Here is a 22,635-nt window from a genome sequence, read left to right as displayed (position 1 = left end):
CCGTAATGATTAAGACCGTTAAAAGTAAAACCGCTCACTTTTTAGCCGAAACCGCCCAGGTCGATGCCGCCGCCATTGCGCCGCTGCCCGCTTCGCGCAAGGTGTACGTGGAAGGCTCGCGGCCGGATATTCGCGTGCCGTTTCGGGAAATCACCCTCTCGCCCACCAAAACCAGCAGCATTGACGAAGAGAACCCGCCGCTGCTGGTGTACGACACCTCCGGCCCCTATACCGACCCCGATGCTCAGATTGATCTACGTCAGGGCTTGCCCGCCCTGCGCCGCGCTTGGATTGAAGCGCGGGACGATACCGAATTCCTATCAGGCCCCACGTCGGATTACGGCAACCGCCGCGCCAACGACCCAACCCTTGCCCAGCTGCGCTTTGATTTAACTCGCACTCCGCGCCGGGCCAAAGCCGGCAAGAACGTGACCCAACTGCACTACGCCCGCCAAGGGACTATTACCCCGGAAATGGAGTTTATCGCCCTGCGTGAAAACCAGCGTCGCCAAACGTTAGGTACCGCTGAGGTGGAGCGCATTCTAGGCCACCAGCACTCCGGCCAAAGCTTTGGCGCTAGCTTGCCGGATGCGATTACCCCTGAATTCGTGCGTGATGAAGTCGCCCGCGGCCGGGCGATTATTCCCAATAACATCAACCACCCGGAAAGCGAGCCGATGATTATTGGCCGTAACTTCCTGGTCAAGATTAACGGCAACCTGGGCAACTCAGCGGTGACTTCTTCAATTGAGGAAGAAGTGGATAAGATGACCTGGGGTATCCGCTGGGGCGCGGATACCATTATGGATCTCTCCACTGGCCAGAACATTCACGAAACCCGCGAGTGGATCTTGCGCAACTCGCCGGTGCCGATTGGCACGGTGCCTATCTATCAGGCGCTGGAAAAGGTCAACGGCGTGGCCGAAGACCTCACCTGGGAAGTCTTCCGCGATACGCTGATCGAGCAGGCCGAACAGGGCGTGGACTACTTCACCATTCACGCGGGCGTGCTGTTGCGCTATGTGCCGCTCACCGCCAAGCGGGTCACCGGCATTGTCAGCCGCGGCGGCTCAATCATGGCGAAGTGGTGTTTGTATCACCATCAGGAAAGCTTCCTGTATACCCACTTCGAGGAGATCTGCGAGCTCTGCAAGCAGTACGATGTGGCGTTCTCGCTCGGCGATGGCCTGCGCCCCGGCTCCATTGCCGATGCCAACGACGAAGCGCAAATGGCGGAGCTGAAAACCCTCGGCGAGCTCACCCACATTGCCTGGAAGCACGATGTGCAGGTAATGATCGAAGGCCCCGGCCATGTGCCCATGCACTTGGTGAAAGAGAACATGGATAAGCAGTTGGAGTATTGCGACGAAGCGCCCTTTTACACCTTGGGGCCGCTGGTGACCGATATCGCCCCCGGCTACGACCACATTACCTCCGGCATTGGGGCGGCGATGATCGGCTGGTTTGGCTGCGCGATGCTCTGCTATGTCACGCCGAAAGAGCACCTGGGCCTGCCCAATAAAGACGATGTCAAAACCGGCATTATCACCTATAAGATTGCCGCCCATGCAGCGGACTTGGCCAAGGGCCACCCGGCGGCGCAGCGGCGTGATAACGCGCTCTCCAAAGCGCGTTTCGAGTTCCGCTGGGAAGACCAGTTCAACCTGGGCCTAGACCCGGACACCGCCCGTGAATACCACGACGAAACCCTGCCGAAAGATTCCGCCAAGGTGGCCCACTTCTGCTCCATGTGTGGGCCGAAGTTCTGCTCGATGAAGATCAGTCAGGAAGTGCGTGACTATGCCAACGAGCATGGCCTAAACGGGGATCAGGAAGCGGTAATGAAAGGCATGGAAGAGCAGGCGGAGAAGTTTCGCAACAAAGGGAGCGAGCTGTATCAGGAAGTTTAAATCTACCAACGCACGATAATTTACTACTTGCTGCGGCTTTTCCCTGGGCAGCGCTAAAAAATGGCCGCAACCTCCCATCGCTTGTGTGCTCCTTTGTTTTCTAGCGCTGCCCCAAGAGTATGGCTTAACAGTAGTTTTACGCAACGCAGCTCATTTAACATTTGAGAGTGACGAAAAAAACCTTGGTTATAGCTGCCCAGCTCATAGCAAATACTATCAATTAAATACCGACTAGTCGGTATTTAATTGACCTAAATCAAAATCACAATTAATAATAATAGGATAATAGAATCCGTTTATTACGCTCTGTGATGCGCCACCGCTGGCTCAGAACGACGAGCTTAAGCCCTTTGGCCCTGGCCCATCCTCTGAGCTGCTCATCAATCGTCTGGCCATCCGCCAACCGAGGATGCAACATTATGAAGTTCAGCAGTAAAAGCCAGTGGTTCAAGGGCCTAGCAGCCATAGTTGTTATAGGCATCGCGGCCTGGTTGACCTGGTGGGAACTGCAGCCGGAGGGCCTAGGCGAGGGCATCACCCAAGGCAATGGGCGCATCGAAGCCACCGAGATCGATATCGCCACCCGGGTCGCTGGCCGCCTCGAGGAAGTACTGGTCGAGGAAGGTGAGTTCGTCGATCCCGGCCAAGTGGTCGCCCGTATGGATACCGCCACCCTGGAGGCTGAGCTGGCTCAGGCCAGCGCACAGTCCCGCCGGGCCGAAAACGCCCTGGAGACAGCTCGAGCCATGGTAGCCATGCGCCAGAGCGAGCTGGAAACCGCCAGAGCCATCGTCAACCAGCGCCAGGCAGAACTAAACGCCTCTCGCAAGCGCTACGAGCGTTCAGCCAGCCTAGTGGAGCGCAACGCCATCTCTCGCCAGCAGTTCGACGATAGCTTGGCCGACTACCAGAGCCAGCAGGCCGCCCTGGCCTCAGCCAATGCCCAGGTACTCTCCGCTCAGGCCGCCATCCGCGCTTCCGAATCCCAGGTCATTGAGGCCGAGTCAGAGATAGAAGCCACCCTTGCCGCGATCCAGCGCATTGAGGCCGACCTTGACGACAGCGAGCTCAAAGCCGACCGTTTGGCCCGCGTACAGCTCCGGGTGGCCGAACCGGGCGAGGTGCTCGGTGCCGGTGGCAAGGTACTCAACCTGATCGACCTCACCAAGGTCTACATGACCTTTTTTATGCCCACTCGAGATGCTGGTCGGGTGGGCATTGGCGACGAGGTACGCCTGGTGCTGGACGCTGCCCCTGACTTCGTGATCCCGGCGCGAGTGAGTTTCGTGGCCAGCGTCGCCCAATTCACCCCCAAGACCGTGGAAACCGAGAGCGAACGCGAGAAACTGATGTTCCGCGTGCGCGCCCAGATCGATCCAAAGTTGCTGCTTGAGCATATCGAGCAGGTCAAAACAGGCCTGCCCGGCATGGCCTACCTGAAGCTCGAGGATGACGCCACCTGGCCCGACCACCTAGAGGTCAACGTCACCCCATGAGCGAGAAGACGCAACCCGTAGCCCAAGTCAGCGCGCTCACCTTACGCTACGGCCGCACCATAGCCCTGGACGCGCTGGATCTGGCAGTGCCGTCCGGCTGTATGGTCGGGCTGATTGGCCCGGATGGCGTCGGCAAATCCAGCCTACTGTCGCTGCTGGCCGGCGCTCGTGCCGTGCAACAGGGTGTGATCAAGGTGCTGGGCGGCGACATGAGCGACAAGCACCACCGTAACTCAGTTGGCCCGCGCATCGCCTATATGCCACAAGGGCTAGGTAAGAACCTCTACCCTACGCTCTCGGTGGAGGAGAACTTGCAGTTCTTCGCCCGATTATTCGGCCACGGAGCCGGTGAACGCAGGCGTCGTATCGACGACCTGACCCGCAGCACCGGGCTATATACCTTCCTCGAGCGACCCGCTGGCAAACTCTCTGGCGGCATGAAGCAGAAGCTCGGACTCTGCTGCGCGCTGATTCACGATCCCGACCTGCTGATTCTCGACGAGCCCACGACTGGCGTGGATCCGCTGGCCCGCGCCCAGTTCTGGGAGTTAATTGCAAGCATTCGTGTTGACCGCCCTCAAATGAGTGTGTTGGTCGCCACCGCGTACATGGACGAAGCCCAGCGTTTCGACTGGTTGGTGGCTATGGACGCCGGCAAAAAACTTGCCACCGGCTCCCCGCAGCAACTACTTGCACTCACCCACAGCGACTCCCTGGAAATGGCGTTCATCGAGCTGTTGCCGGAAGAAAAGAAGCGCGGCTATGCACCGGTGCACATCCCGCCGCTGGCACAGGATGACAATGAAGTCGCCATCGAGGCCAAGGACCTCACCATGCGTTTCGGTGACTTCGTTGCCGTCGACCATGTCAGCTTCCGCATCCGGCGTGGCGAGATATTCGGCTTTCTCGGCTCCAACGGCTGTGGCAAGTCGACGACCATGAAGATGCTCACAGGACTGCTGTCCGCCAGCGAAGGCCAGGCCTGGCTGTTCGGCCAGGAAGTCAATCCCCGCGACATCGACACCCGACGCCGGGTCGGCTACATGTCCCAGGCATTTTCACTATACGGCGAGCTGACCGTACATCAGAACCTGGTACTGCATGCGCGTCTGTTCCAGATTGCCAAGAGTGCCATCCCGGCAAGGGTCGCCGAGATGGTCGAACGCTTCGGCCTCGAGGAGGTTCTCGATACCCTGCCGGAGAGTCTTCCTCTCGGCATGCGTCAACGGCTTTCTCTGGCAGTGGCAATGGTTCACGAACCCGAACTGCTGGTTCTGGACGAACCCACCTCGGGGGTCGATCCCATCGCCCGCGATGCCTTCTGGCGCCTGCTGATCGAACTGTCGCGCCGCGACCGGGTGACGATCTTCATCTCCACCCACTTCATGAACGAGGCCGAGCGCTGCGACCGCATGTCGATGATGCATGCAGGTAAAGTCCTCGACAGCGACACACCGGCGGCACTGATCGAAAAGCGAGGGGCAGCGACGCTGGAGGACGCCTTTATCGGCTACCTGCTCGAGGCTGGCGCCGATCAGGAGAGTTCCACACAAGAGGCCTTGCCCCAGGAAGCCGCTCCCCCCTCGCCGCTCGTCGCCGAAGCGCCCCAGCACGGCGCACCGCGCCACCGGCGCTTCAGCCTCCAGCGAATGCTCAGCTACATGTGGCGCGAAACTCTCGAACTACGCCGCGATCCGGTGCGTGCGACCCTGGCGCTGGTTGGCTCGCTGATCCTGATGTTCGTTATGGGTTTTGGCATCAGCATGGACGTGGAGGAGCTCAGCTACGCCATCCTTGACCGCGACCAGACGTCGCTAAGTCAGAGCTACGCGCTGAACCTCTCGGGATCGCCCCATTACTTTAGAGAGCGCCCGCCTATCTCAGACTATGCCGCGTTGGATCGACGTATGCGCAGCGGGGAGCTATCCCTGGCAATCGAAATTCCCCCCGGGTTTGGTCATGATGTAAAGCGTGGCCACAATGTCGAGATCGGAGCATGGATCGACGGCGCCATGCCTCAACGCGCCGAAACCGTGCAAGGCTACGTACAGGGCATCCACCAGCAGTGGCTGCTGGCGCAAGCAAGGCAATCCGGAACCGCCGCCAGCGCAGCGGCAGCCAATATCGAGAACCGCTACCGCTACAATCCTGATATTCAGAGCCTGCCAGCAATGGTTCCTGCCGTGATTCCACTGCTGTTGCTGATGTTGCCGGCAATGCTCACGGCACTCTCGGTGGTGCGTGAAAAAGAGATGGGCTCAATCATCAACCTTTATGTCACCCCTGTCACCCGCGCCGAGTTTCTGATCGGCAAGCAAATTCCCTACATCGGCTTGGCAATGGTCAATTTTTTATTGATGACCGGGCTGGCGATCACATTGTTCGGCGTGCCGATCACCGGTAGCTTCCCGACCCTAGCGCTGTCGGCCCTGGTATTTTCCATCATCGCCACCGGCATGGGCCTGCTGGCCTCGACCGTCACCCGCAGCCAGATCGCCGCTATGTTCTTCGCTATGATCGGTACGCTGATTCCCGCCATCCAATTTTCGGGCCTGACCGATCCGGTCTCTTCACTGGAAGGCACCGGACGCCTCATCGGCAATATTTATCCAGCCAGCTACATGTTCACCATTAGCCGCGGCGTATTCAGCAAGTCCCTAGGGCTAGGTGACCTTATCGGGTCGTTCCTGCCGATGCTGCTGGCGGTACCGGTGATCATGGGCATGGCGATCGCCCTACTGAAAAAGCAGGAGAGCTGAGATGCGCAGGATTGCAAACATTTATCGCCTGGGCGTCAAAGAGTTCTGGAGTCTATTGCGTGACCCCATAATGCTGGTGCTGATCGTCTATGTGTTCACTGCTTCGGTCTACACTTCCGCGACGGCGATGCCCGAGACGCTGAACAACGCTCCTATCGCTATCGTCGACGAAGACGACTCACCGCTTTCCACGCGTATCGTATCGGCCTTCTACCCACCACAGTTCGTGCACCCGCAAATCATCACCTTCCAGGAAATGGATGCGGGTCTGGATGCCGGAGACTACACCTTCGTACTGGTTATTCCCGCCAACTTTCAGCGCGACGTGCTGGCCGGACGCGGCCCCGACATTCAGCTCAATATCGACGCCACGCGCATGAGCCAGGCCTTCTCGGGTAATAGTTATGTACAGCAGATCGTCATGGGCGAGATCAATGAGTTCGTAAGCCGCTACCGCGCAAGCACCATCCCGCCAGTCAACTTGGCACTACGAGCGCGCTTCAATCCGGGCCTTGACCAAGCATGGTTTGGCTCACTGATGTCGATCATCGACAACGTGACCATGCTCTCAATCATCCTCACTGGCGCGGCACTAATTCGCGAGCGCGAGCACGGCACCATCGAGCACTTGCTGGTGATGCCAGTGACCCCTGCCGAAATCATGCTGGCCAAGGTGTGGTCGATGGGGGTTGTGGTGTTGCTAGCGGTGACGTTATCGCTGACTTTCGTCGTACGCGGCCTGCTTCAAGTGCCGATAGAGGGATCGGTTGCACTGTTTCTGGCTGGCGCGGCCCTGCACCTGTTTGCCACCACCTCAATGGGCATCTTCCTGGCGACGCTGGCCCGTAGCATGCCCCAGTTCGGCATGCTGATGATCCTGTTCTTGCTACCCCTACAGATGCTCTCAGGAAGCACCACGCCCCGCGAGAGCATGCCCGAGCTCGTCCAGAACCTTATGCTGCTGGCACCCACAACCCACTTCGTCGAGCTAAGCCAGGCCATTCTGTTTCGCGGTGCCGGCATCGACGTTGTATGGGGACAGTTTCTGACACTGTTAGTCATTGGCAGCGCTCTGTTCGCCATTTCGCTGTCTCGCTTTCGCAAGACCATCAGCCAGATGGCCTGATGCAACCCGCGCGCACATCGGCGCATCACACCAGAAGGAATATACAATGAACCACAATACCATCTTACCTCTGGCACTTTATCAAGCTAATCAGAACCTTTGCCAACAAACGATAGCGCTAGTGCAGAAAAGTCAGCAGACATGGTACGAATTGGGTACACAACCCTTCGCTGGCGGCCCCCCAATGCAGCAGATCTTTGATAATCAGAGCGCTCTGCTGCTTGGCCTCTTCGATACGCTGCAAGCCTGGCAGGTACAAACGGGAAAAGCCTTGATTGAGACTGTCAGCGTTGTCTCCCCAGCACTCTACTGGTTAACCGCCAGTTCGCAAGACGATCCGGGTACAACAAAAAAAGGAGACTGAACCGATGACTTATCAGCACACAGCTCTGGTCACTGGCGGTATGGGTGGTCTGGGTGAAAGCATCGCTCGAACTCTGCACGATGCAGGGCATAGCGTTCTCGTCACCCATTCGCCAAACAACGACCATGTCCAGACCTGGCTGCAGAAGCAGGCCAGTGAGGGCTACCACTTCTCCGCCTACTCCGTCGACGTGGCCGATTTTGACGACTGCCAGCGACTCGCAAACGATATCCAAGCCGAAGGCGCCGTTGTCGACATATTGATAAATAACGCTGGCATCACTCGCGATGCCACTTTCCGGAAGCTCTCCAAGGTCGACTGGGATGCGGTGATGCGAACTAATCTGGACTCGATGTTCCATGTAACCCAGCCGTTTTGCGAAGGCATGGTCGAGCGCAACTGGGGCCGTATCGTCAATATCTCCTCGATTAACGGCTCCAAGGGCCAATTTGGCCAGACCAACTACGCCGCGGCGAAGGCCGGCATCCACGGCTTCACCAAGTCGCTGGCAATGGAAGTAGCGAAGCGAGGTGTCACTGTCAATACCGTCTCACCCGGCTATATGGAGACCAAGATGGTGCTGGCGGTTCCCAAGGAGATACTGGAATCGAAGGTGATCTCGCAGATCCCGGTTGGGCGATTAGGCAAACCAGACGAGTTAGCGGCGCTGGTCGCCTTCATCTGCAGCGAACAAGCCGGTTTCATGACCGGCAGTAACGTAGCAATGAATGGCGGCCAGCATATGTTTTGAACATGCGGCCTAGCGGGATGGGTGGCCATGTCATCTATCCCTCGTCCAGTATTTTCTCGCACTCACGCAGGAGAAGTTCCCATGGCAAGCGAAGGTTCCAATCATCGCCCCTGGTATACGGACGCATGGCCACTATTGAGCATGGCTCAAGACTACGCAGCTGCCGCGCTAAGCTACACTACCGATGCATGGCAACGCTCGATACTCTACGCCGATGTGATGCGCCAGCGTGGCGATCAGTACCAAGCACACCTGAAGGATGACGCTCCTCACGTGCTCGACTTCCCCTATGAGGTAGTGATATCTGGCCATGAGCTGCCGCGCCCGGTCAACTATGGGCTGGCGCGCATTCTGCCGTTAGAGGGTGCTCCCACCGCGCCAAGCACGAGCAAACGCCCCTTCGTCGTGGTTGACCCGCGTGCTGGCCATGGCCCCGGCATCGGCGGCTTTAAGGCCGAAAGCGAGGTTGGCGCCGCTCTCGGCGCAGGACACCCTTGCTATTTTATCGGCTTTGGACCCGACCCTGAGCCCGGTCAGACAATAGAAGACGTGGTGCTCGCCGAAGTCGCTTTCCTCGAGAAAGTCATCGCACTTCACCCGCACAGCGAGGGCAAGCCGGCGGTGGTCGCCAACTGCCAGGCTGGCTGGCAGATATTGATGGCCGCAGCCCTACGCCCCGAGCTATTCGGACCCATCATCGTGGCTGGTACGCCGGTGTCGTACTGGGCTGGCTGGCCAGGCAAGAATCCGATGCGCTACGCTGGCGGTCTGCTCGGCGGCAGTTGGCTAACCGCACTCGCCAGCGATCTGGGCAATGGTCGCTTCGATGGTGCTTACCTGGTTCAGAACTTCGAGAACCTCAATCCAGCTAATACACTATGGGGCAAGCAGTACAATCTGTATGCAAATGCCGACAGTGAGGCGACACGCTACTTGGGCTTCGAAAAATACTGGGGTGGCTACGTATTCCTCAACGATATAGAGATGCAATACATCGTCGACAACCTTTTCATTGGCAATCGGCTGTCAAGTGCCGAACTGATAACCTCCGAAGGTATCCGCCTGGACTTGCGCAATATCCGCTCGCCCATCGTGGTTTTTTGCTCCAACGGCGACAATATCTCGCCGCCGCCGCAGGCACTGGGCTGGATCACAGACCTCTATCGCGATGATGATGAAGTACTCAGCCACGACCAAACCATTGTCTATACCACTCACGATAACATTGGACATCTAGGCATCTTTGTTTCGGGCAGTGTCGGCCGCAAAGAGCACCGCGAATTCACCAACAATATCGACTTAATTGATGTGCTACCCGCCGGTATCTACCAGACGCAGATTCAGGATAAGCGAGAGGATATGCCCCTCGCGGAACTCGTCGAGGGTGACTATCTGCTGTCGATCCAGCGGCGCAGCGTCGAGGATGTGAGCCAGATTGTGCAGGTGGATGCTGAGAGCGACCGCAAATTCGCCGCAGTCAACCAGATATCGCGAATTAACTTAGGACTTTATCGCCAGTTCGTTCAGCCCTGGGTACGTACCTGGACTACTCCCGAATCGGCACGATGGCTGCAGAGCGTACATCCGTTGCGTCTCTCTTACGAACGCTGGTCGAGCCGCAACCCGATGGCTTTGACAGTGGCTGAACATGCACAGAAAATCCGCGCAACACGCCAACCAGTAGCGGCAGACAATCCTTTCCTGCAGTGGCAACAAGCCTATTCCAATACCGTGATCTCTGCGCTGGATCATTGGCGAATACAGCGTGACAACGCCTACGAACAAATATTCAACGTAGTCTATGGATCGCCGTGGGTACAAGCCATGGCAGGGCTATCTGCCGATGACTGCCCCCCGCGTACACATCCTGGGGTCTCGCCCGAGCATCTCACTTTCGTTGCTGAAGAAATTGAGCGGCTGCGCGCCGGAATTTATCAGGGTGGCCTGCTTGAAGCCAGTATCCGCGCGCTGCTCTACGTCAGCCGCTTTCGTGGCGAAGCCGACGAGCGCCGCTTTAATCTAGCGGCCAGCTTGCAACAGCCGGACTATCTAGTCCACTTAGATATGGCCTCATTCCGACAGCTAGTACGTCGCCAGGCCAACCTGATGCGCCTTGATCTTGATGCTGCAACCGCTGCCATCCCGCGACTGCTGGCGGACAGCGCCGCGAACGAGATACGCGATCAGGCGCGGCTTCTTGAGCAGATGCTGACCGCCACGGAAGCATTATTGCCAGAAGAAGAGGCAAGCTTAGCGCAAATGCTGAAGGTGTTCGACGATGCAGCCCATGAACAGGAAGCCATCGTCACAGCAGGTAAACGCAGCCTAGGAAGGTCGAACGAAAATAACACTGCCAAGCCTGGAGAGCCATAACCGCCAAGCTTCGTGCCTGACTTATATTAGAAGTATTCACTTAGGAGTCATCCATGTACACCAAATTGCTGGTACCTATAGACGGCAGCCGCACCTCACTTTTAGCCTTGGCACAGGCAAACTATTTAGCAAAGCTGACGGGAGCCAGCATCGAGCTACTACATGTGGTTAATGCAATGGAGTACTCCAATGGTTTCGAAAGCCCGCGCGCCTATATAAAAAAAGTCAGACCCTATTTTCTGAAAGTCGGCAATGATCTGCTCGACAACGCTCGGATACAGCTTGAAGCCCAAGAACTCAATGTCACCACAGTACTTGTCGAGGCCGAGGGCAAACGAGTATCAGAACACGTTGCGGATCACGCAGCTAAGTGCCAGTTCGATCTGATAATTCTAGGCACCCATGGCCGACGTGGCATGAAACGACTTCTCCTCGGCAGCGACGCCGAGCAAGTGGCACGTATTGCGCCGGTGCCCGTCATGCTGGTCAGAGACGTAAACACACAAGCAATTTCTCGTACTCTAGACAAAGAAATGATAAAAGGTGCCGCATTAAAGCAACCAACTGATGAGTAACTGCACCTTGCCTTCCTCTCCTACTAAACAAGCTCGCAAACATCGCCGACTCCCCCCCGATGTGCGTATAGAGCAGATCCTCTGTGCGGCTTTGTACGAGTTTTCGCAACACGGGTTCGCCTCTGCCCGCATGGAGGATATTGCTCAGCGGGCGGAACTCTCGAAAGGCGGCCTCTATGCTCACTTCAAGAGCAAGGAATCGATATTTGAAGCACTACTATTAAAACGCCTGACACCAAGGTTCAACAATCAGCAGTGGGTGCTCAGCGGCGGCGACTCCCTGAGCGAAGCTATCGAATCCTTTATTGATCACCTCTATAGCCAACTGAGTGATCCAGATGTCATAGCTATGCTGAAGCTGCTGATGACGGAAAGCCGACGCATCCCTCATCTTGTTGATTTTTGGCGCAGGGAGGTAATTGACAAATACCTCGCAGAACAACAGGCCATTTTGAAAACTGCAGCCGATAAAGGGCATCTTCGTCACAGCGCCTTCCTTGAAGACGCAGCGCTGCTAATGGCACCAGCGCTATATGGTGCCATTTGGCAAATGATTTTTGATGAAGCGACTGCCGCCGCCACCGTTGGCTCGCTGCGCCGAGCCCATTTGCGAATGCTGCATGAATTCTTAGCACCATGATCAACTGATGGTTGACTCCCAAATCACCGTTAACTGTAGGTAAAGTTCATTCACTAAAAATCGCCCCGAAAGCGCCACATGACCGATTAATAAGGTGTCGTTGTGAAACCAGCTAAGCTTATCACTTTACTCAACACGCTACTTATTATCCTAATAGTGAATGGTTGTGCCATGGTTGGCGTCTCTTCGCTTAGCCCTGGTGAGTATATCGCGCTTAAACGCGGAGACCTGCTTACCAGTGGCGAGCTAAGCGCAGCTACCCAGGAAACCATCAAAGTTATCGGGCTGGATGAAGGGAGATGTCGTGAGCACTCCCAAAACTGTATAGATATATTATCCAGCACCGCTGGCATAGCTGAAGAACGCAGACTTTCCGCACTGGCAGAACTGTGGCTTCAAGAAGCGATGTCAAAAGCAGGATCATCAAGTGATATCCCGAGTACCGAGGCTGACATTTACGCTTGGATTGAGGTTGCCAGACATACTTATGCTTACTTGTTTTTCTCCGAACGATCTCCTGGGGAACGCGCCTTCGAAGATCGTCAGATACAAGTACGCGACTATTATAACTATTCAGTTCAACAGATTGTTTCATGGCTTTTTCAACAGAATCTCTCAGCCATTGAATATAAAAGCCGCTCCTATTCTTTGGATACGCCTAGGCTTTCTGGCTGGAAGGTTACAACTGACTTCACCGGCGTACGCTTCGCCGGCGACATTGACTTACCCGAGAACCTAGTTCCAGCATCTTCACTGGTCTTTTCCGGCTTGCGTAGCACTTATCGTCGTGACGGCTTTGGTGCCGAACTGGTCGCGGTAATAGACGATAGCCTCGCGCTTCATCGCGCTCGACCTTATAGCGAAATGCCTTTTCCGGCACTCACCGCACTAATCCATTTTTCCGGTGAGGATTTAGCTCAGGTGCTATCGACTCAATCACTAGAGGTGATCGTAAGAGACCCCTACCAAGACGCCAGCGTACAGTTGCATGGGCAACAGATTCCCCTAGCCGCAAATTTCACTGCGGGCTATGGACTATGGCTGGCGAATTCAGGCTTTTCGCGTCAGGCCATACGCTCTCTGCTAGGCCACAGCCAAGGTATCAACCGACCACACCTTTATATGATGCAGCCCTTCGATCCTGAGCGACGCATCATCCTCATGCTGCATGGCCTTGGCAGTAGTCCCGAAGCCTGGGTAAATGTAGCTAATGAAGTGCTGGGCGATGAGAGCCTGCGGCAACATTTTCAGGTATGGCAAATCTACTACCCTACCAATATGCCACTGCCGATTAATCATACGGCGATACGACGCACTGTGAAGGAAACACTACTGGAACTTGACCCCACCACAGAAACGCTGGCTTCACAAGGTATCGTTCTAATTGGCCATAGCATGGGGGGTGTATTGGCGCGCCTGATGGTCTCTTCTAGCCAAGGTAGGTTGTGGAGCGAATTCGTGGAACAACGCCAATTGCCAAAGGCACATAGGCAGCTCGCCCAACAACGCCTAGCCCCCCTACTACGTTTCGAATCGCTACCAGAGATAAAACGAGCAATTTTCATCGCAGCACCACATCGCGGCACACCGGTGGCCGGTAATCGTCTAGGGAGAGCAGTCGCTCGTTTCGTTCGTCTACCACTCACCCTGCTGGAAGAGTTCGACGATGTCATCAGGGCTCTGGCTAATACTGACGCCGAATCAGATGGGGCATACCTGCGCCTTCCCAACAGTATCGATAATTTGAGTGAGGCAGATCCGTTCATTAGAGCAACGGCCAATCTGCCTATCTCCCCTCAAGTTCACTACCATTCTATCATTGCCCAGCGTGACACCAGTGTACCGTTAGAGGTTTCAGATGATGGGATAGTGCCGTACGCCAGCGCACATTTGCCGGGAGCCATATCAGAAAAAGTGTTTATCGCTGGGCACAGCGTCCAGGAAACGGCCCAAGCGATTCTGGAAATCAGGCGTATCTTGCATCAAGACCTAACCGAATATAGTAATTGAAATTCAACCCAGCTGCGTCTTACCACCACTGCCTAGTGCTCTGCGCAGATAAGCAATGATGACAGGTATAAAAGAACGGGCGGAGAAATTTCGCCACAAAAGCAGAGTACTGTACCAGGAGGCGTGAGCTGAGCACACCTCCTACTGAAGAACAGCCTTGCTGCTGAACATCAATCTTAGCTTTGAACCTCAGGAGACCTCAAGCGCCACTTTCAATACGCCGTCTCGCTGGTGGGCGAAGAGATCGTAGGCTTCGACGATATTCTCCAGCGCATAGCGGTGGGTGACCATGGGCCCAAGATCCAACCGACCGGCGTCGATGATGCTCATCAGCCTGCGCATGCGCTCTTTACCACCGGGGCATAGCGAAGTGATAATCTTATGGTCGCCGAGGCCAGCACAGAAAGCGCTCAGCGGAATCGTTAGGTCTTGAGAATAAACGCCCAGGCTAGAAAGCGTTCCGCCGGGTTTTAGCACCCGCAGGGCGGATTCAAAGGTCTGTTGTAGGCCAAGCGCTTCAATCGCGGAATCGACGCCGCGCCCGCCGGTGAGCTTGAGAATTTCCTCGACCACATCCACCTTGCGGAAATCCAGCGTTACGTCCGCGCCCATCTGCTTGGCCATGGCCAAACGCTCATCAACACCATCGACCGCAATGATCATCCCGGCCCCACGCAGCCGCGCCCCAGCCGTGGCGCATAGGCCAATCGGCCCTTGGGCGAAGACCACCACCGTGTCGCCGATTTTGATACCGGCGGCTTCGGCACCGGCAAAACCGGTGGACATAATGTCCGGGCACATCAGCACCTGTTCGTCGGTTAGGCCATCCGGCACTGGCGATAGGTTAGCCTGGGCATCCGGCACCAGCAGGTACTCGGCCTGGGCACCATCGATGGTGTTACCAAAGCGCCAGCCGCCCATCGGTTTATACCCGTGGCCGTGGTGGCCGCCATCTTGTGAGCAGCAATCATCCTGGCAGGCGTAAGAAGTAAAGCTGGGGCAAATGGCGCCAGCAATTACCCGCTGGCCTTCCTGGTAGCCTTTTACGTTGGCCCCCAGTTTTTCGATCACGCCCACGGGTTCATGGCCAATGGTCAGGCCACGCTCCACCGGGTACTCACCTTTCAGGATATGGATATCGGTGCCGCAGATCGTGGTGGTGGTCACGCGCATCAGGGCATCGTTGGGGCCGATTTCAGGAATCGGTTTATCGTCAATTTCGATACGGCCGGGTTCAACGAAGATGGCCGCTTTCATCATGGTAGGCATGGGTCGCTTCCTCAGTGAGGGGAGTCATGGCACCTCACCATTAAGGCATAGTTGAAAGCGGAAATGATTGCGCTAGATCAAGCTTCGAATTGACGTGGGGCAAGTTGCCAAGCGCCCATCCGCTCTAGACTTAAGTAGCCACTCAAGCACTGCTTTATTGCCTGTGAGCGTACCGCAGCCACCTACTTACTATAGGGTTCCACGATGCCGACGCTACCTTTCAAACCCTGGCCTACCGCGATTGCGGTAGCAGTGACCCTGCTGATATGGCTGGTCGTTCCCTTACCTGAAGGCCTCACCTCAGATGCTTGGCTGATGCTGGCCATTTTCGTGGGGACGATTACCGCCATCATTGGCAAGGCAATGCCCATCGGGGCCATCTCTATCATTGCCATTGCGGTTGTAGCGGCAAGTGGGGTGACCAGTGACAACCCGGGCATCGCCATTAACGATGCATTAAGCAGCTACTCCAATTCGCTGATCTGGCTTATCGCCATCTCGATTATGATCTCGCGAGGGCTGATTAAGACGGGGCTAGGTGCCCGCATCGGCTACTATTTTATCTCTATCTTCGGCAAGAAGACGCTAGGTATCGGCTATAGCTTGGCTTTTTCAGAGCTCTCCATTGCCCCGGTAACCCCCAGCAACACCGCCCGCGGTGGCGGTATCATGCACCCCATCATGCGCTCGATTGCCAAAGGCTTTGACTCACGCCCGGAAGACGGCACTTCGAGCAAAATCGGCAAATATTTGGCACTGGTGAACTATCACAGCAACCCGATTACTTCAGCAATGTTTGTCACTGCCACTGCTCCCAACCCACTGACCGTGGAGCTAATTTCCATCGCTACAGGGGCGGAAATCCAACTGAGCTGGATGACCTGGGCGCTCGCCATGCTACTTCCTGGTTTGGTCGCCATTCTGGCCATGCCCTATATTCTTTACCTGCTTTATCCACCGGACATTAAACAGACTCCACACGCCACGCAGATGGCACGGGACAAACTTGCCGAAATGGGGAAGATCAGCCGGGATGAAGGCATTATGCTGTTTGTCTTCTTAGTACTATTGCTGCTGTGGGCAGATATACCGGCGCTATTTATGGGCGACTCGGTCACCCTCAATACCACCACCTCCGCGTTTATTGGGCTATCGATACTGCTGCTGACCGGCGTATTAACCTGGGATGATGTACTGGCAGAAAAGAACGCTTGGGATACCCTGCTCTGGTTCGGCGCCCTAATTATGATGGCGACCCAGCTCAACCAGACGGGCTTGATCGATTGGTTTTCCACCAATATGCAAGACTGGATCACCATGATGGGCATCGGCTGGATGGGAGCGTCCGCTTTACTAGTCCTGACCTTCCTTTATACCCACTACTTTTTTGCCAGCACCACCGCCCATATCACCGCTATGATGGCTGCCTTCCTTACCGTTGGATTGAGCCTTGGCGCCCCGCCTATGCCTTTTGTTCTCATCATGGCCGCTACCTCTTCCATAATGATGACGCTGACGCACTACGCCACAGGCACCTCACCGGTAGTTTTCGGCTCAGGTTACCTAACGCTAGGCGAGTGGTGGAAAGCTGGCTTCATCATGAGCGTGGTTAATCTAGCGATTTGGGTACTAGTGGGTGGATTGTGGTGGAAGCTATTGGGTCACTACTGAGGGGTTGCAATAAACGCCAACAGGGGGCCGAAGCCCCCTGTTGGTATCAGAGTTACGTTATTAGCGCTTTTTCTTTTGGCTATCCTTGGCGTCGCCTTTGCCTTTTTGCATTTCACCTTTCGCCTGCTGGGCTTTACCTTTAGCTTCTGTTTTGTGACTGTCAGTCGCTTTGCCTGCGGCTTCTTTGGCTTTACCGGCTGCTTTGTTGCCCGCGCCTTTTGCTTTATCTTCTGTACCCGTTGCCATGACAAACACCTCTAATCCGTTAGTAGGGAAAGCATCGTATGTGAAGGTGCACGCGGCACGTCAATTACATATCGACACCTCATCAGATTAGCCTTTATTAAAAAAGTTGCGCTACTTTATTTATGATTTATGGCAGGTTTATGTGGTTAAGCGGGTTGGCTCCCAGCGGTTCAATAAAAAATGCAGGCAGGCCATGACGAGCAGAGTAAGTGTCAGCGCGACGCTCATTGAGGAGAACCGGTAAAGCGCGCTGTAGACCAAATCTTGCTGCGGGCCTAGCGATTGTCCAAACAGAATCCCCAAGGTGGTTAGCCCGCCAAAACCTATGCCCGACCCGGCGCCTTCAATGATATGTTCTCGCGCAAAGAGCATTAATCCCAGCCAGTAGAGCAGCATCACCAGTAGAAAGTGGTGGCTCTGGGTATACAGCAGCAGCTGCATCAGTAGCGCTAGATTACAGCCCAGCAGTGTGCCCACGGCGCGTTTGGCGGCGGAGACCTTAGCACCGGAGTACCCCAGCGCAAACAGTACCAAGATGGTTGCCATCTGCGCAGAAAGCGACCCCTGAAAGTCAAACACCTGAAACACCACAAAAGAGAGCGTGGCGGTCAATGCGCCTATCAAGGTTTCATGACGTATCTGCGAGGCTGGCTTGGCAGCCCGCGGTGGCGGCTTACGCGCTTCAACATCCGGAAAAAGCGTATGCATCAGCATGGCGATAAACACTGCCAAACCGCTGGCAACAAGATTGCAGGCCAAGAGGTCGCTCAAATCCACACTCGGGTAACTGGCGAAGTGGAGCAGAATGCTGAGCGTCAGCACGCCGTTGGCGCCAAACAGAAACAGCGGCCCTTTCGCCATTAGATTAAAGCGAAACAGAAACATCGCCAGTACCACCAACGTCATGATGACCGGCATATGCTTGAGCAGCCCAACCACCAGGCTGACCTCAAGCACATTGAGCGATACGTTGGCTAAAAATTGGCGAATGATATGGCCATTGAGAATAGGCACCATGCCGAGCAGAAACATCGGGAAAACGGTGAAAAACACCCCATAGTTCCAACCCATTAGCTGACTGATCACAAAGCCCAGCGCACCGCCTCCCGCCACGCGTAGGCATTGCCGCAACCCGTTCTGGGTTAGCCTAGACTCAATAAACATAATGAAGCCAGCTGATCAGATGTGACTGCAGCCATACAAAAGGCTTGGCCAGGGCCGCGTCACCGGGTTGAAGCTGCACGGTGGCACGTGCGCCGCTGGCGAGAGCGTTGGCAACCGGTTCTGTTAGCGCGATGTGCACACGCATGCGCTGGGCATCGCGCACCCAGCGGTCGGTGGTGGGAATATCGGCCAGTTGGCCATCGGCAGCCAGTTGCCCTTCGCGCACGCCAGCATCCATGGCGAGCATTTGTGCATCAAACACTTGCCCCGGCCAGGCATCAAACACCACCCGCGCCGGATCACCGGGGGCCACATGGCGCAGGCTCTTTTCACGGAAATCGGCAATGATATCTATCTCATCCGCCACCACGGCTAACGCGGGCTGGCCCGCCTGTACGTAGTCCCCTACGTTCAGTTGCAGGTTGGTCACACTCCCCGCTTGCGCCGCACGCACCTGGGCATGAGCAAGATCCAACTGGGCCAGGGAGAGAGCGTTGTCGGCCTGGCGCAAACGCAGGTTGGTCTCGCCTGAAGCGCCCAGTTGGACTTCCAAGCTAACGATTTTCGCTCTGGCCGCTGCCACACTGGCTTGAGCGGTGTGCTCAGCGGCCACCTGCTGTTCGTACTGTTGACGCGATACGCTTTGCCGCGCCATTAGTGTTTCCGCACGGCGAAGCTCGCCCCGCCGCTCGGCAGCCGTGGCTTCAGCGGAGGTCAATTCCGCTTGCGCGGAGGTGAGTTCTGCTTCTAATCGGGCATTCTCCCGCTCGGCCTGTTCGCGGTTTAGCTGCGCCTGCTCAACGGCTAACCGAAACGGCGCCGGGTCTATCTGAAACAGCACCTCGCCCTTTTCCACATGCTGGTGGTCGCTCACCAATACGGCGCTTACCGGACCGCTAAGTTCAGGGGCAATCCGCGTTACCGGCCGCATCACCCTTACTTCGGGTGTCATGGGCATAAAGCTATCGGCCAGCAGAAAATAGATAAATAGCAGCACAAAGGCAGCAAGCGCTACCTTCACCCAGCGGGCAAATGTTTGGTCGGGGGTCATGCAGAGCTCACTTGTTAGCCACCAGGCAACCACCTGGCCAGCGCCATTCATCGGACGCGCATCATTTAAGGAATAGCATAAGAGACTTTAGTCTAACAACTAATTAGCGCGCTAACAATATGAGCTTGCCTGTCTGCTCTTACATTACTGGATAGAAATGGTTAAAAAACAAAAACCCCCATGGCGCTTCGCCATGGGGGTTTGGATATAACTAACGAGTAAGCTACTACTTTAAACGCTATTAAAACCGGTAGCGTAAGCCAACACTGGCCGCATCGAAGGTGAAGTCAGATTTATCCAGGTAGCGCATGTAATCTGCGCCGACGGACAAGTTGGGAGCTATGTCCATTTCAGCGCCACCGCCATAGGAGAAACCACTCTCCCGGTTGTCACTGACCTCAACTTCTGTGAAGCCCGCTAAACCGTAAAACCGCACTTCTGGCGCCACCGGGAAAATCCCTTTTGCATAAGCACCGGCGAGATGGTCTAGGTCAGCGCCACCATCGGAACCGCCCGTGCCTAAGTGTCCTTCAAGCGCAAAGTAGTCATTAAATTGAGCACCGCCGCGTAGACGAAGGCCTACGGCATCACGGGACGAGCCTCTTTCTGGATCCAGGTTCCAGAACATTGCGTCACCGCCTACATATCCTTGTGGGTAGGTGAAGGATTGCTGTGCTTGAGCAGACATTGCAAATGCGCCTGCGCCAACCAGGAGTGCCGCCGATGTAAGTGATACTAGGGACATCTTCATAGGTTGTACCTCAGTTAAAAAACAGTGTTTCCTTACTCCATGCATTGTGGTCCATAACCATGAAGAACGCAAATGATTACCTTCCTTTGGATAAACTGAGCACCACAATACCGCCCACCACGACCGCGCCACCCACTAATTGGCCTGGGCTAAGCATTTGTCCTAGAACGAAATAACCCAGCACCAGAGAGGCTACCGGCTCGATATTCATCACCGGTGCGTTGCGAGCCATATCGAGCCTGGGTACAAAGATAAACAGCGTCGAAAACGCGGAGCCATAGAGCAGCCCCAGCAGTGTTAGCCCTAGCCAGCCCGCACTGTTATCCGGCAGACTCATCCCCCCTGGCACTACACCCGCAATGCCACCAATAATCATGACGATAAACACCGTTTGCATGGTCAGCAGGCTACGCAGCGTACTGCCTACCCCAGCCAAGCGGTGTTCGGTAACCCATAGCGCGCAAGCAAACACAAAGGCGGCCATCAGCCCGAAGCCAATCCCGGCTATCCAACCTGGGCCCATGCCATCTGCACTGGCAACCCACGAAGGAATATCCAGCACCACCAACAGGCCAATTAAAATAGTCCCCATGATCAGGCAGCTACGCAGGGTGGGGCGCGGCCCGCCCAGTGCCCAGCTCAATAACGCCAATTGAATGGGGAAGGTATTCACCAGCAGTAGCGCTATCACCACCGGCAGTCTTGCCACCGCTGAATATAGACTGACGCTTTGAACCGCAATCAGCAGCCCCACGGTGAGTTGCCAAGGCCATGAGCCTGCGGGTAGCCATAGGCGCTTGCGTTGCACGATGACCAGCGCCACCAAAATCAAGCAGGCAACGCCCGAACGGGTTAAAACGGCTAGTAACAACCCCGTACCATTATCAAATGCCAGCCGTGCGGAAACGTGGTTGGCGGCGAACATGGTGGCCACGGTCATCATCAATAGAATCGCCAGATGGCGCGGCAATAGCTTGGGCAGTGTGGGCGCTGACATAAGGACGTAATGGCTCGTTAAGGGAGTAAAAGACTCTCGTTAAGGGAGAAGAGACCAAGGGACAATCGAGCCAGTGAAGCATACCTGGCGGTAAAAAGCAGGCTAACGAAAAGCGCACACTGCTTTCTGAACCGCAGTATTTTATACTAAAGTCTAATGCATTTCTTCCCTTATCCTGTCTTGGCTGTAGAAGGACAACAAAACGCCCCGAGCAGATAAACCGCTTGGGGCGTTTTGATTAACACAGATGGCCTCTAACGACCATTACACCTACACCAGCATGGGCACCATCGCCTCCAGCACCATGACTAAGCTCATCGCGGTGATGGTGAGAATGGAGACCCCAAATACCTTCTTGGCCCAGCGCACATCATCGTCTAATCGATAGCCACGCAGCGCCAAGTAGAGCCAGTAGCCGCCCATGGTCAGCGCCACACACAGATACCCCATGCCTGCTTGACTGGCCAACACCAGCGCCAGCGAAGCGGGAATAAACGCTACGATATAGCCCAGGATATGGTGCTTGGCCATTTTGACCCCACGCACCACCGGCAGTACCGGGATCGATGCTCTTTGATAATCCGCGTAGCGGAAGATCGCAATCGCATAAGAGTGCGGCATCTGCCACAGGCAGAAAATCACTAGCAGCATAATGGCACCGCTGTCGAATTGTCCCGTGACGGCGCAGTAGCCCACCACCGGTGGCATGGCTCCCGAAAGGCTGCCCACCAAGGTGCCGTATTCGGAGCGGCGCTTCATGTAGAGGCTATAAATCCCCACATACACGCCCCAACCAATCACTGCTAAGGCTACGGTTAACCCATTGGTTCCCAGCGCCAGGCACACCACCCCCGACACACCCAATAGCGCCGAAACGCCCAATACCTGGGTGATGGAAATGCTACCCCTAACCAGTGGGCGATGGCGCGTACGCGCCATTAGTGCATCAATATCGCGGTCGATGACGTTGTTACACGCACAGCCCGACGCAATGATTAACGCAATACCCACCATAACAGAGACAAAGCTGAGCCACTCAAACTGCCCCTGGGCGGCAAGAAAGTAGCCGCCCAAAGTGGCAATCAGGTTACCCCCGATAATGCCGGGCTTTGTCAGTTCGAGCAGATCCCGCCAACGGCTAGGTGCCGTGATCAGCCGATCATCATGTTGAGATGCAAATGCTGCATGATCCACAGCGAGCCTCCTACCACTAAGACGAGAATCGTCAGTGTGAAGACGAAGGACATCACGTTCCAGCCTTCGTCGGCTTTGGTATTCATGTGCATGAACATGACCAGTTGCACCAATATCTGCAACACAGCGGTCACGGCCACTACGATGATAGTGGTCAGTACACTAAGCGTGCCACTCATCACCACCCCAAAGGGGATAATGGTCAGTATCAGCGACAATACCAGTCCTGTCACATAAGACTTTACGCTGCCATGGTTATTAGTGGGGCTAGTCGGAGAATGACTCATC

At 55.7% G+C, this 22,635-nt stretch carries 19 protein-coding genes; 11 read left to right on the top strand and 8 right to left on the bottom strand.

Going from position 1 to position 22,635, the window contains the following annotated elements:
* Positions 1-5 precede the first annotated feature (5 nt).
* From thiC to HZS80_RS23965, 10 genes are all read left to right on the top strand, one after another.
* Positions 6-1,910: a phosphomethylpyrimidine synthase ThiC gene (gene thiC, locus HZS80_RS08185; protein WP_246361812.1), complete on the top strand. Its 1,905-nt coding sequence runs from the start codon at positions 6-8 to the stop codon at positions 1,908-1,910.
* 419 nt (positions 1,911-2,329) lie between these two features.
* The gene (locus HZS80_RS08180; protein ID WP_035559373.1) at positions 2,330-3,406 is read left to right on the top strand and encodes an HlyD family secretion protein; all 1,077 of its coding nucleotides are present in this window, start codon (positions 2,330-2,332) and stop codon (positions 3,404-3,406) included.
* A complete protein-coding gene (rbbA, locus tag HZS80_RS08175) occupies positions 3,403-6,165 on the top strand; it encodes a ribosome-associated ATPase/putative transporter RbbA (protein WP_035559371.1) in 2,763 nt (920 codons plus the stop codon). The genes HZS80_RS08180 and rbbA overlap by 4 nt, the downstream gene beginning before the upstream one ends.
* 1 nt (position 6,166) lies before the next feature.
* Positions 6,167-7,291: an ABC transporter permease gene (locus tag HZS80_RS08170; protein ID WP_035559367.1), complete on the top strand. Its 1,125-nt coding sequence runs from the start codon at positions 6,167-6,169 to the stop codon at positions 7,289-7,291.
* Between the two features lie 46 nt (positions 7,292-7,337).
* Positions 7,338-7,655 carry a hypothetical protein gene (locus HZS80_RS08165; RefSeq protein ID WP_035559364.1) on the top strand — a complete coding sequence of 106 codons (318 nt, stop codon included), beginning with the start codon at positions 7,338-7,340 and terminating at the stop codon, positions 7,653-7,655.
* Positions 7,656-7,659: 4 nt separating this feature from the next.
* Positions 7,660-8,406, top strand: a complete 747-nt coding sequence (gene phbB / locus HZS80_RS08160; RefSeq protein ID WP_179915750.1) for an acetoacetyl-CoA reductase — start codon at positions 7,660-7,662, stop codon at positions 8,404-8,406.
* Between the two features lie 81 nt (positions 8,407-8,487).
* Positions 8,488-10,779, top strand: a complete 2,292-nt coding sequence (locus HZS80_RS08155; protein WP_179915749.1) for a DUF3141 domain-containing protein — start codon at positions 8,488-8,490, stop codon at positions 10,777-10,779.
* Between the two features lie 53 nt (positions 10,780-10,832).
* Positions 10,833-11,354 carry a universal stress protein gene (locus HZS80_RS08150; RefSeq protein ID WP_035559358.1) on the top strand — a complete coding sequence of 174 codons (522 nt, stop codon included), beginning with the start codon at positions 10,833-10,835 and terminating at the stop codon, positions 11,352-11,354.
* A gap of 61 nt (positions 11,355-11,415) precedes the next feature.
* Positions 11,416-11,994, top strand: a complete 579-nt coding sequence (locus tag HZS80_RS08145; protein ID WP_035559681.1) for a TetR/AcrR family transcriptional regulator — start codon at positions 11,416-11,418, stop codon at positions 11,992-11,994.
* Between the two features lie 102 nt (positions 11,995-12,096).
* The gene (locus HZS80_RS23965) at positions 12,097-14,004 is read left to right on the top strand and encodes an esterase/lipase family protein (protein WP_281662226.1); all 1,908 of its coding nucleotides are present in this window, start codon (positions 12,097-12,099) and stop codon (positions 14,002-14,004) included.
* A gap of 189 nt (positions 14,005-14,193) precedes the next feature.
* On the opposite strand, the gene HZS80_RS08135 is transcribed toward HZS80_RS23965, so the two are convergent.
* Positions 14,194-15,273 carry an NAD(P)-dependent alcohol dehydrogenase gene (locus tag HZS80_RS08135; RefSeq protein WP_035559355.1) on the bottom strand — a complete coding sequence of 360 codons (1,080 nt, stop codon included), beginning with the start codon at positions 15,271-15,273 and terminating at the stop codon, positions 14,194-14,196.
* Between the two features lie 204 nt (positions 15,274-15,477).
* On the opposite strand from HZS80_RS08135, the gene HZS80_RS08130 reads away from it, so the two are divergent.
* Positions 15,478-16,944, top strand: a complete 1,467-nt coding sequence (locus HZS80_RS08130; protein WP_179915748.1) for a DASS family sodium-coupled anion symporter — start codon at positions 15,478-15,480, stop codon at positions 16,942-16,944.
* A gap of 60 nt (positions 16,945-17,004) precedes the next feature.
* Here the strand turns inward: HZS80_RS08130 and HZS80_RS08125 are convergent, their stop codons facing one another.
* The 7 genes from HZS80_RS08125 to cyoD all read right to left on the bottom strand — a co-directional run bounded on the left by HZS80_RS08125 (position 17,005) and on the right by cyoD (position 22,634).
* Positions 17,005-17,190 carry a CsbD family protein gene (locus HZS80_RS08125; protein WP_035559348.1) on the bottom strand — a complete coding sequence of 62 codons (186 nt, stop codon included), beginning with the start codon at positions 17,188-17,190 and terminating at the stop codon, positions 17,005-17,007.
* A gap of 138 nt (positions 17,191-17,328) precedes the next feature.
* The gene (locus HZS80_RS08120; protein WP_179915747.1) at positions 17,329-18,354 is read right to left on the bottom strand and encodes a DUF2955 domain-containing protein; all 1,026 of its coding nucleotides are present in this window, start codon (positions 18,352-18,354) and stop codon (positions 17,329-17,331) included.
* Positions 18,344-19,405 (bottom strand): HlyD family secretion protein, encoded by a 1,062-nt coding sequence (locus HZS80_RS08115; protein WP_179915746.1) that lies wholly within the window; start codon positions 19,403-19,405, stop codon positions 18,344-18,346. The genes HZS80_RS08120 and HZS80_RS08115 overlap by 11 nt, the downstream gene beginning before the upstream one ends.
* Positions 19,406-19,646: 241 nt before the next feature.
* Positions 19,647-20,156, bottom strand: coding sequence for a porin family protein (locus HZS80_RS08110; protein WP_035559346.1), 510 nt, complete (start codon positions 20,154-20,156; stop codon positions 19,647-19,649).
* Between the two features lie 76 nt (positions 20,157-20,232).
* Positions 20,233-21,153, bottom strand: coding sequence for an EamA family transporter (locus HZS80_RS08105; RefSeq protein WP_179915745.1), 921 nt, complete (start codon positions 21,151-21,153; stop codon positions 20,233-20,235).
* Between the two features lie 270 nt (positions 21,154-21,423).
* Entirely contained in the window at positions 21,424-22,347 is a 924-nt protein-coding gene (gene cyoE / locus HZS80_RS08100; RefSeq protein WP_179915744.1) for a heme o synthase, read from the bottom strand.
* Positions 22,305-22,634 carry a cytochrome o ubiquinol oxidase subunit IV gene (cyoD, locus tag HZS80_RS08095; RefSeq protein ID WP_179915743.1) on the bottom strand — a complete coding sequence of 110 codons (330 nt, stop codon included), beginning with the start codon at positions 22,632-22,634 and terminating at the stop codon, positions 22,305-22,307. The genes cyoE and cyoD overlap by 43 nt, the downstream gene beginning before the upstream one ends.
* Position 22,635 lies beyond the last annotated feature (1 nt).

Origin of the sequence: Vreelandella glaciei (assembly GCF_013415125.1) — a bacterium.
Lineage (GTDB): Bacteria > Pseudomonadota > Gammaproteobacteria > Pseudomonadales > Halomonadaceae > Vreelandella > Vreelandella glaciei.
This window is presented reverse-complemented; position numbering and strand designations above follow the sequence as displayed.